This window comes from Yimella sp. NH-Cas1, assembly GCF_022359705.1.
GTDB classification, from domain to species: domain Bacteria; phylum Actinomycetota; class Actinomycetes; order Actinomycetales; family Dermatophilaceae; genus Yimella; species Yimella lutea.
Window position 1 is genome coordinate 2,387,728 of the sequence record NZ_JAKSGG010000003.1, and the last position, 16,582, is coordinate 2,404,309.

The 16,582-nt window shown below is 66.8% G+C and carries 14 protein-coding genes; 7 read left to right on the plus strand and 7 right to left on the minus strand.

Annotation, left to right across the window (positions count from 1 at the left end):
- Positions 1–18: 18 nt before the first annotated feature.
- A complete protein-coding gene (locus tag MF407_RS11775) occupies positions 19–684 on the minus strand; it encodes a serine hydrolase (protein WP_239702387.1) in 666 nt (221 codons plus the stop codon).
- A gap of 252 nt (positions 685–936) precedes the next feature.
- Between MF407_RS11775 and MF407_RS11780 the strand changes: the two genes are divergently transcribed.
- Positions 937–1,365, plus strand: coding sequence for a pyridoxamine 5'-phosphate oxidase family protein (locus tag MF407_RS11780; RefSeq protein ID WP_239702388.1), 429 nt, complete (start codon positions 937–939; stop codon positions 1,363–1,365).
- A 55-nt stretch (positions 1,366–1,420) separates the two neighbouring features.
- Positions 1,421–2,779, plus strand: coding sequence for a hypothetical protein (locus tag MF407_RS11785; RefSeq protein WP_239702389.1), 1,359 nt, complete (start codon positions 1,421–1,423; stop codon positions 2,777–2,779).
- 41 nt (positions 2,780–2,820) lie between these two features.
- On the opposite strand, the gene MF407_RS11790 is transcribed toward MF407_RS11785, so the two are convergent.
- Together MF407_RS11790 and MF407_RS11795 are read right to left on the minus strand one after the other, a co-directional pair.
- Positions 2,821–4,725 (minus strand): potassium transporter Kup, encoded by a 1,905-nt coding sequence (locus MF407_RS11790; RefSeq protein ID WP_239702390.1) that lies wholly within the window; start codon positions 4,723–4,725, stop codon positions 2,821–2,823.
- An 81-nt stretch (positions 4,726–4,806) separates the two neighbouring features.
- Complete coding sequence (locus MF407_RS11795) at positions 4,807–5,493, minus strand: metal-dependent transcriptional regulator (protein WP_239702391.1); 687 nt, start codon at positions 5,491–5,493, stop codon at positions 4,807–4,809.
- 285 nt (positions 5,494–5,778) lie between these two features.
- Between MF407_RS11795 and MF407_RS11800 the strand changes: the two genes are divergently transcribed.
- Positions 5,779–5,985 carry a hypothetical protein gene (locus MF407_RS11800; RefSeq protein WP_239702392.1) on the plus strand — a complete coding sequence of 69 codons (207 nt, stop codon included), beginning with the start codon at positions 5,779–5,781 and terminating at the stop codon, positions 5,983–5,985.
- Positions 5,986–6,265: 280 nt separating this feature from the next.
- Here the strand turns inward: MF407_RS11800 and pdxH are convergent, their stop codons facing one another.
- Entirely contained in the window at positions 6,266–6,943 is a 678-nt protein-coding gene (gene pdxH / locus MF407_RS11805; RefSeq protein ID WP_239702393.1) for a pyridoxamine 5'-phosphate oxidase, read from the minus strand.
- Between the two features lie 33 nt (positions 6,944–6,976).
- Here pdxH and serC point away from each other — a divergent pair, with 33 nt between their 5' ends.
- Positions 6,977–8,086, plus strand: a complete 1,110-nt coding sequence (gene serC, locus MF407_RS11810; protein WP_239702394.1) for a phosphoserine transaminase — start codon at positions 6,977–6,979, stop codon at positions 8,084–8,086.
- Positions 8,087–8,143: 57 nt separating this feature from the next.
- Complete coding sequence (locus MF407_RS11815; protein ID WP_239702395.1) at positions 8,144–10,771, plus strand: M1 family aminopeptidase; 2,628 nt, start codon at positions 8,144–8,146, stop codon at positions 10,769–10,771.
- Between the two features lie 85 nt (positions 10,772–10,856).
- Here MF407_RS11815 and MF407_RS11820 read toward each other — a convergent pair whose 3' ends face one another.
- Together MF407_RS11820 and MF407_RS11825 are read right to left on the minus strand one after the other, a co-directional pair.
- Positions 10,857–12,146 carry an MFS transporter gene (locus MF407_RS11820; protein WP_129625287.1) on the minus strand — a complete coding sequence of 430 codons (1,290 nt, stop codon included), beginning with the start codon at positions 12,144–12,146 and terminating at the stop codon, positions 10,857–10,859.
- A complete protein-coding gene (locus tag MF407_RS11825; RefSeq protein ID WP_211345131.1) occupies positions 12,143–12,541 on the minus strand; it encodes a MarR family transcriptional regulator in 399 nt (132 codons plus the stop codon). Before MF407_RS11825 ends, MF407_RS11820 begins: the two co-directional genes overlap by 4 nt.
- Before the next feature lie 324 nt (positions 12,542–12,865).
- Between MF407_RS11825 and MF407_RS11830 the strand changes: the two genes are divergently transcribed.
- Entirely contained in the window at positions 12,866–14,269 is a 1,404-nt protein-coding gene (locus tag MF407_RS11830) for a trypsin-like peptidase domain-containing protein (RefSeq protein ID WP_239702396.1), read from the plus strand.
- A 93-nt stretch (positions 14,270–14,362) separates the two neighbouring features.
- The gene (locus tag MF407_RS11835; RefSeq protein WP_129625286.1) at positions 14,363–14,662 is read left to right on the plus strand and encodes a WXG100 family type VII secretion target; all 300 of its coding nucleotides are present in this window, start codon (positions 14,363–14,365) and stop codon (positions 14,660–14,662) included.
- A 201-nt stretch (positions 14,663–14,863) separates the two neighbouring features.
- Here MF407_RS11835 and groL read toward each other — a convergent pair whose 3' ends face one another.
- A complete protein-coding gene (gene groL / locus MF407_RS11840; RefSeq protein WP_239702397.1) occupies positions 14,864–16,489 on the minus strand; it encodes a chaperonin GroEL in 1,626 nt (541 codons plus the stop codon).
- Between the last annotated feature and the right edge of the window lie 93 nt (positions 16,490–16,582).

Below are 16,582 nucleotides of genomic sequence, written 5' to 3' on the forward strand. Positions count from 1 at the left end.
CATCGGAACTACGGGCGATCAGGTCAGCGGCGTGGCCAGTTCGCGGAAGACGATCGAGCTGACCCCGTTGAGCGTGTCGCGCCCGTAGTAGAACCCGTTCGGCGAGCGCGACAACATCGCCATCTGATAGTCGCGGCCGTACCCCTTGATCCGGCCGACCGAGTTGAGCCGGTAGCCCCCCGTCCGCGGCCCCCAGCCGTTCTTGACCTCGGCGTTCACCATGGAGGCGAAGGAGGGGTTGACCACGCCCCAGATCTGACTGGAGGTCACGTTCGACATCCAGGAGCGGACGTAGGTGCGCTCGGCAGGGGTGAGCACCGGCGTCCCGTTGACCAGGTAGGTCTCCAGCTTCAGGAAGTCCCACGGCACGGTCGTCGAATAGCCCCACCAGGTGGAACTGCCGGCAGCGCCGCCACCCCGGATCGTCGTGTACGTCAGACCGAGGAGCCGGGTCACCCGCTGGACGTTCGAGACGCCCACCTGCGCCAGCAAGGTGTCGGTCGCGGCATTGTCGCTCGAGCCCATCATCCGTCCGATGAGGGTGCGCTGGGAGGAGGTCAACGGACGCCCCTGCTCGCGGGACACCCGCAGAACCGTGCACAGGATGAGGATCTTGACCGTGCTGAGCGTCTCGTTGGAGAACGAGTTGTAGGTGTAGTGCACCCCGGTCCGGTTGTCCCACAACGAGATTCCGACCGTCCCCCGCGAGCGCGTACATAGGAACCGATCGTCGAATCCAAGCGCGTCTTCGTGACAGCGCTCGCGGGCGGCGCGATCGCCAAGCTCAGCATGGGGGCCGCGGCCACACCCATCGCCCCGAGGAGAACTCGACGACGCCCGACCTGCGTTTGCTTCAGCACGTCGGAAACTTACCCCGTGCCATCGCCCGCGACTAGTACTACCATGAGTAGTAATCAGCGAGAGAGGCGAACCACGATGACCGACGACACGTTCCGACCGACCGAACTCAGCGATCTCGAGTGCTACGAGTTCCTGCGCAGCCAGGAACTCGGGCGCCTGGCCTACCACCTGCTCGGTGAAGTGCACATCGTTCCCGTCAACTACGCGGTCGACGACGACAACCGGTTGATCTTCCGCACCGCGGAGGGAAGCAAGCTGTTCGGCATCACGATGAACGACGACGTGGCGTTCGAGGTCGACCAACTTCTGGGAGACGAAGCCATCAGCGTGATCGTGCGCGGGCGCGCACACGTCTTGGAGGCAGACTCCGCATACGTCGCAGAACGGGTCCGCCTGCGTCCCTGGATCAACACCCCGAAGTTCAATGTTGTCGCGATCGACCCGAACGAGGTGACCGGACGGCGGTTGCACATGCACCGGCCGTGGCTCAGCATGCGCGGCTGAGGGGTTCGGGCTGGGTACTCTGACGGCGAGACTCCCTCGCCCGGAAGGCATCCCGATGAAGCGCGCCATGGCCGCGACCACCACCCTGCTCGTGTCCGGCCTCGGCGCCGTCCACGCCGGCCCCGCTTCGGCTTCCGTTGCGCTGCCGACCGCCGTGACGCGCACTGCTGCAGGCAACTACCTGCCGGCCGCCCCGACTCGGCTCGTCGACACGCGCATCGGACAGGGTGCTCCGATCGGTTCGGTCGACACGGGTGAATCGGTGACCGTTCGTGCAGCGGGCGTCGCGGGTATTCCCGCGACCGGAGTCCGCGCGATCGTGGTCAACCTGACTGCTGTGAAGGCACATTCGAGAGGGTGGTTCACCGCATTCCCGTCCGGCACCTCGCTGCCTGCGACGTCGACACTCAACTTCCGCGCCGGGTGGACCGGGTCCGTCACCGCGACCGTGCCCGTAGGTGCTGACGGCACGATCATCGTGCGCGCCGGTGCAGGCGGCGCCGATCTGCTGGTCGATGTCGTGGGCTGGTACGCCGGGACGGGCTCCACGCAGACCGGTGGGACGCTGCTGAGCCCGCAGGATCCCTACCGTCTCGACGACACCCGCTACAACAAGGGAGCGTTGAGCTCCGGCAGTACCCGCGTGGAGGAGTTCGGCTTCTACGACAGCGCCGGGTCGCGACTCAAGGCGGTCGTCGCCAACATCACGGCGGTCGCCGGGTCGACCTCCAGCGGATATCTGACGACGTGGAGCGGCACGGGTACCCGCCCGGCGACGTCCACCCTGCAGTACGCCCGCAACGAAGTCTCGCCCAACACCACGAACGTGCCGGTCACCTACCGAGGCGTCGACGCACTGGGCAACTCCCGCTACTCCTTCGGCATCACCGCGATCGGCGCGGGGTCCGTCGATGTCGTCGTCGACATCGCCGGCTTCTACACGACCGCTGCGGACGGCGTGGGCTCCGTCTTCGTGCCGGTGACCCCCACGCGCCTGGTCGACTCCCGGTTCGGCCTCGGCACGACCAAGGCTGCGCGCGGCACCAACAGCACAACGAACCTGCTGGTCCCCGGCCACCTGGTGAACACTCGTACCCAGGCCTTCGTCGGCAACCTCATCGGCACGAGAGCCACCACCGGCACGCACCTGACGATGTGGTCCGGCACGGCACCCACGGACAGCAGCACTACGAACGTCGCGCCGAACCGCGAGCGCGCCAACGGGACTGTGGTCGTGACACCGCGCAACGACGACAACACCCGGCTGCGCTACTCGGTGTACAACCGGTACGCCTCCTGCGACTTCATCGTCGACATGACCGGTCGGTTCGACACCTCACCCGACCAGCCGGCCGGTGCGTTCAGCAGCAAGCGGATCGTGAGCCACAAGTCCTACCCGATGCCCACACGCTGATCCGGGCAGCGCATCGCCGCCTCAGTGCGCCTCAGTGCGGCTCAGAGCGCGACGTTCGCGCCCATGATCACCGTGCGCTCCTCGGGTAGCCGGAAGTACTGCACCGGAGTGGCCGCATTGTGTGCGAGGCCGATGACGACACGCTTGCGCCACTTGGGCATCGAACTGTCCTGCGACATCTGCACGCTGATCCGGGACAGGAAGTAGTAGACCTCGTCGGCGTCGAAGTCGACGCCCATGTCACGAGCGGTCTCCAACGCGGCCGGCACGTCCTGGTCGTCCATGAAGCCGAAGCGCACCGTGAGGTGGGTGATGTGGTCGAACGGGTCGCCGAGGTCGTCGATCGTTACCCGTTCGTCGAGGGGCACATGCGGGATGTTGGCCGAGACGGTCGTGACGATGAGGACGTTCTCGTGGATCACGTGGTTGAAGCTCGCGTTCTCACGCAGCGCCAACGGTGCGGTCTCCTTGTTGGGGTGCATGAAGACTGCGGTGCCGGGCACCCGCATCAATGGATCGGCGTGCAGGTCGTCCAGGAACGGCAGCAGCGGGCCCTCAAGCTTGGCGCGCCGTTCGGTGATGATGGTCTGCCCTCGGCGCCACGTGAACATCACGGTCGCCACACAGGCTGCGACGAGCAGCGGCAGCCAGCCACCGTGCGTCACCTTGGTGAGGTTGGCAGAGACGAAGATGATCTCCAGCGGGGCGAAAAGTATGAGCACCAAGGCGATTCGCCACGTCGGCCACTTCCACCGAGCGCGAGCCAGCACCAGGAACATCAGGGTCGTAATGATGAACATGCTCGTCACCGCGACGCCGTAGGCGGCAGCGAGGCGCTCGGACGACCGGAACATCAGCATGAGCACGATCACGCCACCGAACAACATCCAGTTGATGGCGGGGACGTAGATCTGACCGCCCTCGTGCTCGGACGTCTGCCGCACGGTCAGGCGCGGCAGGTAACCGAGGCGCTCGGCCTGACGTGACATCGAATAGGCACCGGAGATGACCGCCTGGGATGCGATCACGGTTGCCAGGGTCGCGAGCGCGACCAGCGGCAGGGTGGCCCAGGTCGGCGCGAGATGGAAGAACGGGCTGTCGATCTTCGTCGGGTCCTCGATGATCATGGCGGCCTGACCGAGGTAGTTGATCAGCAGGCACGGCATCACCATGAAGAACCACGCGCGCGACAAGGGCGGACGCCCGAAATGCCCCATGTCGGCGTAGAGCGATTCCGCTCCGGTCACGGCCAGCACGACGGCGCCCATCGCGACAAACGCGACGAAGGGTTCGCCGACCAGGAAGTCGAGCGCGTACGTCGGGGACAGACCCTTCAGGACGCTCGGCTGGGCGGCGATGTGCGGGATCCCGAGCAGGGCGAGCGTGAGGAACCAGATGACCATCACCGGGCCGAACGCGCGTCCGATCTTCTCCGATCCGAAACGCTGGACGGCGAAGAGCAAGACGATGATCACCACCGCCAGCGGAAGGATCCAATCGTGGACCTCCGGTGCCGCGACCTCCAGGCCCTCGACCGAGGACAGCACCGAGATCGCCGGCGTGATGATGCTGTCGCCGTAGAAGAGCGCCGCCCCGATCACGCCCAGGACGACGATCGTCCGGAATCTCCTGCCGCCCGGCTTCACGCTGCGCCGGGTCAGGTGCGAGAGCGCCATGATGCCGCCCTCACCGTCGTTGTCGGCGCGCAGGATGAACACGATGTACTTCACGCTGACGATGCCGGTGATCGACCAGAAGATCAGCGAGATGATGCCCAGGACGTGCGGGATCGTCGCCTTCACGTCGCCGTGGTCGATGTTGAACACCGTTTGCATCGCATACAGCGGGCTGGTGCCGATGTCGCCGAAGGCGACACCGAGGGCCGAGACGACGAGACCGAAGCCGGCCTTCTTGCCGGCGGCGGAGCCGGAGTGGGGTGCAGTCACTCGGACCATTGTGCAGGCCTACGAACCTGGGCGCAGGTCAGCCTCGCCTTCGTGATCCGAGCCACGGGTCGCGGCCGTTCGTCAGGCGTCGACGAACACGTGACTGGCCACATCGAGCGGCAGCGAGATCGCATCCGCGCCGACCGCCTGCACCAGGACGCGGTCGCCGTCGCGGCGTGAACTGACGCGAGCGCCCGGAACGACTCCCCCGCTGGTCAACACGGCGAGGGTGTCGTGGTCGGCCTGTGCCGGTTCGCCGATGCGACGCACGACGTGGTCGGCCTCGGTGTCTGTGACGGCCGAGGTGAGCGGCACGACGCCGTCGCGGAACTTCGTCGCGGTGGCCGTCTGCCCGAGCTCCTCCAGACCCGGGATCGGGTTGCCGAACGGCGAGAGCTCCTTCTCCTGAAGCAGCTCCAGAATCTTCAGTTCGACGCGGTCGCTCATCACGTGCTCCCACCGGCACGCCTCGTCGTGGACGTACTCGAGTTCCATCCCGAGGACGTCGACCAACAGTCGCTCGGCGATGCGGTGCTTGCGCATGACGCGGGTCGCGAGCAGCCGCCCCTGCGGCGTGAGTTCGAGGTGCCGGTCACCGGCGAGCGTGAGCAGACCGTCCCGTTCCATGCGGGCGACCGTCTGGGAGACGGTGGGACCGGAGTGCCCGAGACGCTCGGCGATACGGGCCCGCAGCGGCACGATGCCTTCTTCCTCGAGGTCGAAGATCGTGCGCAGGTACATCTCGGTGGTATCGATCAGGTCACTCACGGTGCCCAGCCTGCCACCTACCACCGACGCAAGGGCCGTTGGTCCCGAAACTGACCGGGCGCCATGGCCTGACCGGACCGCTCGGCGAAAGGTTTCGTCATCTTTATTTGAAACCGACCCCAGATGGGGTAGAAATGTCGTCGGACAAAGAACTACCCCTTGGTTCTTCTGTCTTGGATGTCCCTCGTTGGACATCGCGGCCGGTGCGCACCCCTTGGCGTGCCGGCCGCTTCCATGTTCGGCGCAAGTCATCCGAAGCTCCTCCGCGGGCCATCCGCAGGTCATGTGCGCGCCGTTCACGAGTGCTCGTCGTTCGATTTGGGCCACCCGTGTTCGTGCCCGGTCATAGGCAAGCTCGTCCTACTGGCTTGGGACGCATACGAATTGCGGCACCACGACCCGCTGGTCGACCTCCGCACGACCGCCAGCCGCCCGGTGCTGTTCACCAACCTGGCCGCGCTGCTCATCGGTTTCGGGATGATGGCCGGCTGATCGTCACCCGGGCATGGAACAGCCCATGGGTTCCGGCCTGATGGCCGGTGCGTGCTGGACGATGCACGCTCCCACGGGCTGCGGCGGCGGCGATGGATTCGCTCCCGCACGTCCACGGTCTGCCACTACGGCAGACCGAAGGGTGCGCTAGCGCGCAACCACCTCACGCGTCCGATAAGAAATCATGAGTCGGACCACCTCCTTTCTCGTGTACCTCCGAGCGTAGGTCGGTGATCGCCCTCGATCAACGGGTTTTTTCCTGTCGGCCTTCGGGGCCGGTTCAGGGCTGGCGACGCTCGACGCGCCAGCAGTCTTCCGCGAGATCGCCGTCACCCTCGCGCAGGTAGACCAATCGGTCGTGCAGCCGCGAGGAGCGTCCGGCCCAGAACTCCACAGCGTGACAGTCGATGACGTACCCGCCCCAGTTGTCGGGCAGCGGGACGTCGTCGGCGTGACCGGTGTCGGGGAACTTGAGTTCGAGTTCGCGGACGCGATCCTCCAGCACCGTGCGGTCGTGGATCGGCTGCGACTGCGCCGACGCCCAGGCACCGATCCGACTGCCCCATGGACGGGACTCGAAGTACGTGCGGACGGTGTCGCGGTCGAGCATTCGTGCGGTGCCCTCGAAGCGGATGGCACGGAACATGGGTGCCCACGTCAGCGTGCCGGCGATCTTCGGATTCTCCTGCAGGGCAACGGCTTTGCGTGAGTCGAGGTTGGTGTAGAAACCGGGTCCGGCAGGCTCGAGGTAGCGCATCAGCACGGTGCGGACGCTCGGCCCGCCATCGGCGTCGACGGTGGCGATCGAGATCTGGTCGGGCTCGCGAAGGTCGGGTTCCTGCTGGCTTCGGGCGCGGGCCTGCTCGACCCAGCCGCGGACCAACTCCCACGGCGCAGCGGGAATCTGTTGTTCGTCGAGGCCTTCGCCGGCGTAGTCCCATCGGGCGATCGGTTCCATGGCCCAAAGCTACGCGCTGCCAGACTGTGCAGCGTGACCGATGTGGTGAAGATCCCCAGCGAACTCCTGCCCACCGACGGGCGCTTCGGCAGCGGGCCCAGCAAGGTACGCCCTGAGCAGCTCGATTCACTTGCCGCACAGGCACGGTCGGTGATGGGCACCAGCCACCGCCAGGCGCCGGTGCTGGAGCTCGTGGCCCGCGTCCAGGAACGTCTCGCCTCGCTCTACGACCTCCCCGACGGGTATGAGGTCGTGCTCGGGTTGGGTGGCTCGACCACCTTCTGGGACGTCGCCGCCTGCAGCCTGGTGCGCGAGCGGTCGCAGCACGCGGTGTTCGGTGAGTTCAGCTCGAAGTTCGCGACCGTCACCACGAAGGCTCCGTTCCTCGCCGACCCCGACGTGCGTTCGGTGGAGCCCGGCGGCGTGGCCGACCTGTCCCCGGTCGACGGCGTCGACCTGTACGCGACCGCGCACAACGAGACGTCGACCGGCGCGATGATCGAGGTCGAGCGGGTGGACGCCGACGCACTGACCGTCGTCGACGGCACCTCGGCCGCGGGCGGCCTCGAACTCGACGTATCCGCCTGCGACGTCTACTACTTCGCTCCGCAGAAGTCCTTCGCCTCGGACGGTGGACTCTGGCTCGCGCTGATGTCGCCGGCTGCGCTCGAACGCGCCGCCGAGATCACCGCGCGGGGCGACCGGTGGATCCCCGACTCCCTCAACCTGCAACTCGCGATCGAGAACTCGCGCAAACACCAGACGCTCAACACTCCGGCCCTGGCGACGTTGATCATGCTCGACGAGCAGTTGGCCTGGATGCTCGCGCACGGTGGGCTCGCGGGATGTGCGAGCCGTACTTTCGACAGCAGCTCGCGTTTGTACTCCTGGGCGGACGCGTCCTCGTACGCGTCGCCGTTCATCACCGATCCGAAGCACCGTTCCCAGGTCGTCGGCACGATCGACTTCGACGAGTCCGTCGACGCGGCGGCACTCGCGAAGACGTTGCGCGCCAACGGGATCGTCGACACCGAGCCGTACCGAAAGCTCGGCCGCAACCAGTTGCGTATCGGCATGTACCCCGCCGTCGAACCCGACGACGTCTCCGCGCTGACCAGGTGCATTGACTTCGTGCTGGGCTGAGTCGTTCACTCGGCCTGATGACGCAGCCGGCGCCGCAACATGTTTGACTCGGGTTCCGTGACCAGTGATCTGAACCTCACCCGCCAAGAATGTGACGCACGGGGCGACCAGCTGAAGGTGCGCACCTACCGCGTCGAACTCGACCTCTCCGAGGCTGCGACGGACGCGGAGACCTACCGCTCGCGTTCGACCGTGGTGTTCGACTCCACCGGCACCTCAACCTGGATCGACCTGGTCACCGACGTCATCGATTCGGTCACGGTCAACGGTCGGCAGGTGCACCTGGAGGACTACGACGGCGCGCGAATCCTCCTGCACGACTTGGAGATCGGCGAGAACACAGTCGTCGTCGACGCCCTCTGCAAGTACAGTCGCACCGGTGAGGGGCTGCACCGATTCACCGATCCCGAGGACGGCAACACCTACCTCTACACCCACTGCGAGCCGACCGATGCGCGCCGCATGTTCGCCTGCTTCGAGCAGCCCGACCTCAAGGGCCAGTTCACCTTCGTGGTGACCGCGCCGTCGCAGTGGCTGGTGCGTTCGAACCAGCCGGAGGTGTCGTCCGAGCCCGCGGGCGAGTGCACGACCCACACGTTCGCGCCGACTCCGCCGCTGTCGAGCTACATCGTGGCCCTCATCGCGGGGCCGTACGCCGTGGTCCAGGACACCTGGAGCGTCAAGCGCGCCGACGGCAGTTCGCAGACGATCGAACTCACCGCGATGTGCCGGCGGGGAATGCTGGAGCACCTGGAGTCCGACGAGATCTTCTACACCACCAAGGCGGGGCTCGACTTCTACGACCGCGCGTACGGATTCCCTTACCCCTGGGGCGGTTCTTCTTACGCGGCCCCCGCGAAGGATCGCAGCGAGGGACGAGCGGAGAACTTCGTGGGGTGTAAGTACGACCAAGTGTTCGTGCCGGAGTACAACATCGGCGCGATGGAGAACCCCGGCCTGGTGACCTTCACCGAGGACTATCTCTTCCGTGGCGGCGCCACCACCATGCAGCGCACCTCCCGTGCCGCAGTGATCCTGCACGAGATGGCGCACATGTGGTTCGGCGACCTGGTCACCCCGAAGTGGTGGGACGACCTGTGGCTGAAGGAATCGTTCGCCGACCTGATGGGCTACCAGGTCACTCAGGAGGCGACCCGGTTCGACCAGGCGTGGTTACAGTTCGCCAGCGGACGCAAGCTCTGGGCGTACACCTACGACCAGTTGCCCAGCACCCACCCGGTCATCGCCCGGATCGAGGATCTCGAGGCCGCGGCCCAGAACTTCGACGGCATCACCTACTCCAAGGGCGCAGCCGTCCTGCGCCAACTGCAGGCGATCATCGGACCGGAGTCCTTCTTCGCCGGCGCACGTGACTACTTCGCCGCGCACGCATTCGGTTCGGCGACCTTCAACGATCTGCTGACCGCCCTGCAACCGCACACCGAGCACGACCTGTGGCGCTGGGCGGACGCCTGGCTGCGCACCACGTCCCCGTCCGAACTCACCGCCGACACGTCGCGCGGTCACGGCGGCGCCGTGACCGAACTCGTCGTCCGGCAACGGTGCACCGACCGGATCACCGGCGATGAGGTCGTCCGACCGCACCAACTGCAGGTCGCCGGATACGCGCTGGGCGAGGCCGGGCTGGAGCGCACCTTCCTCGCCCCGGTCACGTTGACGGGCGAATCGGTGGAGGTGCCCGAAGCCGTCGGCAACCGAGCCGACCTGGTACTGGTCAACGCCGGCGACCTGACCTACGGCATCGGCCGCCTCGACGAGCAGTCGCAGCACGTTGCGAGCACGCACCTGTCGTCCATCACCGACGATCTCGACCGCGGCGCCGTCTGGACCGCATTGTGGAACCTCACTCGTGACGCCCGCATCCCCGCGTCCCGCTTCGTCGACACCTTCTGCACGCAGGCCCCCGCCGAGTCCAACGCGATGATCCTGCGCATCGTCGCCGGTCAGGTGCAGACCGCGGTCGGCCATTTCCTGCCGGCCGGCACCCGGACAGCAGCGTGGGACGCGTTGGGCGGTGTGGCACGCGTGGCTATCGCCGGCGCCGAACCCGAGTCGGATCTGCAGCGCACCTGGGCCGATCTGCTCGCGGAATTCGCGTCGCAGACCGACACGCTAGCCGGCGATGCGGCCGCGCTCGCCGACGGGAAGGTGCCGGACGGTCTGACGCTGACCGACGAACTGCGCTGGAAACTCGCCGCGTCGCTCGTCCGGCAGGGCGCCTGGGACGAGGCCGAGGTGCAGCACTTGCTCGAGCAGGACAACACGCTCATCGGTCGCACCAGTTCGCTGACCGCCCTGGCCGCTGCGCCGCAGGCCCAGGACGAGACCTGGCGACGCCTGGTCGAGGACGAACTCACGAACGACGCGCAGCGAGCGCTGCTCACCGGTTGGGGAATCAGTGATCCGGGGACGAAGTACGCGCAGCCGTACGTCGAGTTGCTCGACTCCGTGTGGGGAGACCGTGTGCAGTCGATGGCGCAGCGCTTGGTGATCGGCCTGTTCCCGGACGTGGACGCGGACGACGAGGGTCGCGCCGCACTGGGAGCGATCAGGAGTTGGTACGACGACAACCCGGGTTCACCCGCGGCGCTGCGCCGCATCGTCCTGGAGCAGATCGACCACGCCGAGCGCGCGCTGCGGGCTCAGCAGGTGACGCAGGACTGACGTCAGCCGGTGAGCGCGGCGATGCCTGCGACGATCAGCATCCCGAGCAGGACGCCGACCACCAGCAGGCGGCGACTGTGCGGGGTCATCGCACCTGCTCGGGGTGGATCCCGGCGGCGGCCTGACGGGCCGAGACCACGTTCAGGTGCCAGGGGTGGCGCTCGAGAGTGACGGTGAGCCGGTCGGTGCGCATGACGTAGAGGATGGCAGCAACGGCGGCAAGGCCGACCGCCAGGCTGCCGACCAGGATGGTCCAACGCGGTCCCCAGGCGTCCCCGATCCAGCCGATCATCGGTGCGCCCAGCGGTGTACCGCCGAGGAAGATCGCCATGTAGAGCGCCATCACACGTCCGCGCATCTGCGGTGAGACGGACAGCTGCACAGCGGCATTGGCGGTGGTGACGACTGTCAGCGCGCACAGGCCGGTCGGGATGAGCATCAGCCCGAAGAACCAGAACGTGGGTGCCAGACCGGCCGCCGCGGAGAAGACGGTGAAACCGATCAACGCGGTGAACAGCACCCGCAACCGCGGCTTCGGACGCCTCGCCGACATGAGCGCCGCGGCCAACGACCCGATCGCCATGACCGAACTGAGCAGTCCGTACTCGCTCGCGCCGCGACCGAAGATCGACGTCGACATCAGCGCGATGGTGATCTGGAAGTTCATGCCGAAGGTGCCGAGCATGAAGACCACGAACAGCAGCAGCTTGATGTCGCTGCGTTGCCTGACGTAGGCGAGGCCCTCGCGCACTCCCCCGCGCCCCTTGCCGCGCGGTGGCCGGGTGAGTTCGGCGCCGTGCATCATCGCGAGCGCCCCGAGGACGGCAATGAAGCTGAAGGCATTGATCACCAGAGTGAATCCGGTGCCGACCGCGGCGATCAGCAGACCGGCGATCGCGGGACCGACGAGACGGGCCCCATTGAACGAGGCACTGTTGAGTCCGACGGCATTGGAGAGTTTGTCCGGCGGGACCATCTCGGAGACGAACGCCTGACGCGTGGGGTTGTCCAGCGCGGTCGCGACTCCCTGCAGGCCGGCCAACACGTAGACGTGCCACAACTGGGCGACATCGGTGAGCACAAGCACCGCGAGCAGCGCGGCAGTGATCGCCAGGGAGGTCTGCGACAGCGCCAACAGCTTGCGCTTGTCGAACCGGTCGGCGAACGAACCGGCCAGCGGCGCGAGCAACACGACGGGTGCGAACTGCAGGCCGGTGACGATGCCGAGCGCGGTGGAGTCGTGATCGGTGAGTTCGGTGAGGACGAGCCAGTCCTGTGCGACGCGTCCCATCCAGGTGCCGACATTGGAGACGATCGCACCCAGGGCGTAGACGCGGTAGTTGTAGATCGAGAGCGATGCGAAGGTGGGGCTCATCGAGCGACCACCCGCGCGAGGATCGCAGTGGCCTGCGCCAGCAGTTCGCACTCGTCGTCGCTGAGCTGGGCGATGCGTTCGTTCATCCAGACGTCGCGCGACCGCTTGGTCTGCAGCACCGACTCACGCCCGGCATCGGTGATGTACACCCACGTACGGCGCTTGTCGCCGCCATCGGCGACACGGACCACGTATCCGCCCTCGACAAGACCGTCGACCGTGCGGGTCATCGAGGGTCGGCTCACGCATTCGGCTTCAGCCAGACCGCCGATCGGCAGCGGGGCGTCCATCAGTTTGCAGAGCACCGAGAACTGGTGCGGCGCAACGCTTTCGACGTTCTCGAAGCGGGTGCGTCGACTGATCTTCATGCAGGTCATGCGCAGTTCGTCGGACATCGCCCGACGTTCATCCGGGGTCATTCGGTGGGTTTCGCCTCCAGGCAAGGTAGTTAGCTCAGTTCAATAGTTTAGCTAATGATTCGCCGCACGTCGATTCCGTGGCGATCCCGTGGCGATCCGTGACGACAGTGCAATGTGGCCTGCCGGAATCGGCGTGGCGGGCAGGGCGTTCAACCCTCGACGCGCCTGACAGACTCGGGCCCCGGGCCAGGCAGGACGCACAGGCTTCACACAGGCTCGGGCCAGCAACTGCTCAAGAGCAGCCGGTTGACTGCATGAAGACGAACAACCGAACGAGCACCGAACGAGCAAGGAGCGACCATGTCGCACGACGAGCACCCTTCCGACGCAGGACGCAACGCACCCCGACCCGCGCAGCAGGACGACGACACCACCGGCCCGCTGCCTCGCGTGGACCGGCAGGATGTCCGCCCTTCCGCCGGTGACACCCGTTCCTTCCAGATGCCGGGTCAGCACCGTCCGTACGGCAACTCCCCGCACCAGCAGCCCGCATCCCAGGCGTCCGGCACCTTCGGCTCCCCCTGGGCAAACCCCGCCGGCGGTCCCGGCATGCCCGCGTACGGGCACCAGCAGGCATCGACCGCGACCGCACCGCGCCGTCGCCGTGGTGCTCCGTGGCTCGCGGTCCCGATCGCGGCCGTGCTGGCTGCCGGCCTGGCCAGCGGCACGACCTACGCGTTGACCGACGACGACGTCGCCGGCACGTCCAGCACCACGACGAAGGTCGTGCAGGCCAACCCCGCCGACTACAAGGACGCGAGCGGAGTGAACTGGTCGTCAACCGCCACCAAGGTCACCGACAGCGTCGTGTCGATCACGGTCGAGGGCGGCGGTAGCGGCGGCGAGGGCTCGGGGGTCGTGCTCGACACGAAGGGCCACATCGTCACCAACAACCACGTCGTGTCCGCAGGCGGCGGCAGCGATCCCAAGATCACCGTCACCTTCACCGACAACCTGACCTACGAGGCGAAGGTCGTCGGCAAGGACCCGAGCACCGACCTCGCCGTCATCAAGCTGAGCAAGCCGCCGTCGAACCTCAAGCCCATCTCTCTCGGTGACGACGCGACGCTCGCCGTCGGCCAGCCGGTCATGGCGATCGGCAACCCGCTCGGGCTGTCCAGCACGGTCACGACCGGAATCGTCAGCGCGCTCAACCGGCCCGTCACGGCAGGCGGCAGCGACGGTGAGAGCGAGAGCACCACCAACGCGATCCAGACCAGTGCCGCGATCAACCCGGGCAACTCCGGTGGCGCACTGGTGAATGCGAGCGGTCAGCTGATCGGCATCAACTCCTCGATCGCGACGCTCGGCAGTTCCTCGGCCGGTTCGCAGTCGGGCAACATCGGCATCGGCTTCGCGATCCCGGTCTCCGTCGTCGACTCCATCACCCAGCAGCTGATCAGCAAGGGCTCGGTCCAGCATGCCCAGCTCGGGGTGAAGGCCAGTACCGGCTCGGTGAAGGTCGGCGACGCGACCGAGAGTGCCGCGAAGATCGCCGAGGTGGTGTCCGGCTCCGCCGCGGACAAGGCGGGGATCAAGGTCGGCGACGCGATCATCGCCGCCGACGGACGTCCGATCGTCTCCTCGAACGCGCTCGTGGGCTACGTCCGCGCCAAGACCGTGGGTGACAAGGTCGAGCTGACGATCGTCCGCGACGGCGACCGTAAGAAGGTCACGGTCGCGCTCGGCAAGGCGTCGAACTGATCCCGTGGGGATAACTCGAACACGTTCGGGCGATTCGACGTACCGTCCTGCGCATCGTCCACCGGTCGGGTGGACCGAGCCAGGAGGAATCCCATGCACCCCAGCAAGTACGCGGTCGACAGCGACCTCGTGGCCCAGCACGGATTGGACGTCGGCACGATCGCCGGGCAGATCCAGACGGCGATGAACCTGATGGACCGCAAGCTGACGGCCCTTCAGGGCACGTGGACGGGTTCGGCGGCCACGCAGTACGCCGTGCTGCACGGCGAGTGGCAGCGCGCACAGATCAAGATGAAGGACTCGCTCGCCGACATCGGACGCACGCTCGGCACGGCCAGCAGGGCGTACTCCACGACCGAGTCCGACGTGAAGGCTGCGTTCATGCCGCGCTGACCCGCCGGCGTCCGCTTCGTCGGAGGCTGCCGCGCCCGGGAACGGCACGCCTGCGAGACACGCACGTGCCATCCGGGAGTGTTTCCGGCTTTCCATATCGCGTCCGGCAGCGCCGGCGGCACCAGAAATCGATGTGTAACAGAAGGGGCGCAACCACGTTCGTGGCTGCGCCCCTTCTTTCGTGCGTCGGTCAGACGTGGGTCAGAAGCCCATTCCGCCCATGTCGTCGCCACCCGGCATCGCCGGCGCAGCCTTCTCGGGCTTGTCGGCGATGACGGCCTCGGTGGTGAGGAACAGGGCCGCGATCGAGGCTGCGTTCTGCAGCGCCGAACGGGTCACCTTGGCCGGGTCGATGATGCCGGCCTTCACCATGTCGACGTACTCGCCGGTGGCCGCGTTGAGGCCCTCACCCGGGGTGAGGTTGCGGACCTTCTCGACCACGACGCCCGGCTCGAGGCCGGCGTTGAGGGCGATCTGCTTCAGCGGAGCCTCGGCCGCGACGCGAACGATGTTCGCACCGGTGGCCTCGTCACCCTCGAGCGACAGCGAACCGAAAGCGTCCTTGGACGCCTGGATCAGCGCCACGCCACCACCGGCGACGATGCCCTCCTCGACGGCAGCCTTCGCGTTGCGGACGGCGTCCTCGATGCGGTGCTTGCGCTCCTTGAGCTCGACCTCGGTCGCGGCACCCGCCTTGATGACGGCGACGCCACCGGCGAGCTTGGCCAGGCGTTCCTGCAACTTCTCGCGGTCGTAGTCGGAGTCGCTGTTTTCGATCTCGGCGCGGATCTGCTTGACGCGACCGGCGATCTGGTCGGCGTCGCCGGCACCCTCGACGATGGTCGTCTCGTCCTTGGTGACGACGACCTTGCGAGCGCGGCCGAGCAGGTCGAGTTCGGCGGTCTCGAGCTTGAGGCCGACCTCCTCGGAGATGACCTGGCCACCGGTGAGGATGGCGATGTCACCGAGCATGGCCTTGCGACGGTCACCGAAGCCCGGGGCCTTGACGGCAACGGACTTGAAGGTGCCGCGGATCTTGTTGACGACCAGGGTCGAGAGTGCTTCGCCCTCGACGTCCTCGGCGATGATCATCAGCGGCTTGCCCGACTGCATGACCTTCTCCAGCAGCGGCAGGAGGTCCTTGATCGAGGAGATCTTGGAGTTGACGACGAGGATGTACGGGTCGTCGAGGACGGTCTCCATGCGCTCGGTGTCGGTGACGAAGTAGCCGGAGATGTAACCCTTGTCGAAGCGCATGCCCTCGGTGAGCTCGAGCTCGAGGCCGAAGGTGTTGCTCTCCTCGACGGTGATGACGCCTTCCTTGCCGACCTTGTCCATGGCCTCGGCGATGAGCTCACCGATCTGCGGGTCCGCGGCGGAGATGGACGCGGTGGCAGCGATCTGCTCCTTGGTCTCGATCTCCTTGGCGTGGTTGAGCAGCTGCTCGGACACAGCGGACACAGCCGCTTCGATGCCGCGCTTGAGCGCCATCGGGTTCGCGCCGGCGGCAACGTTGCGCAGACCCTCGCGCACCATGGCCTGGGCCAGCACGGTGGCGGTGGTAGTGCCGTCACCCGCGACGTCGTCGGTCTTCTTGGCGACCTCCTTGACCAGCTCGGCGCCGATCTTCTCGTAGGGGTCCTCGAGCTCGATCTCCTTGGCGATGGACACGCCGTCGTTGGTGATCGTGGGTGCGCCCCACTTCTTCTCCAGGACGACGTTGCGGCCCTTGGGGCCGAGGGTGACACGGACGGCGTCGGCGAGGGTGTTCATACCCCGCTCGAGTCCGCGACGGGCCTCCTCGTCGAAGGCAATTGTCTTGGCCATGTGGTGGTTCCTCCCACACATTGCGTATCGAGTTGGCGGCACGACGCCCGCGACGGACGAGCCGCACCGGCTGCGGACCTACGTCGTCCGCGC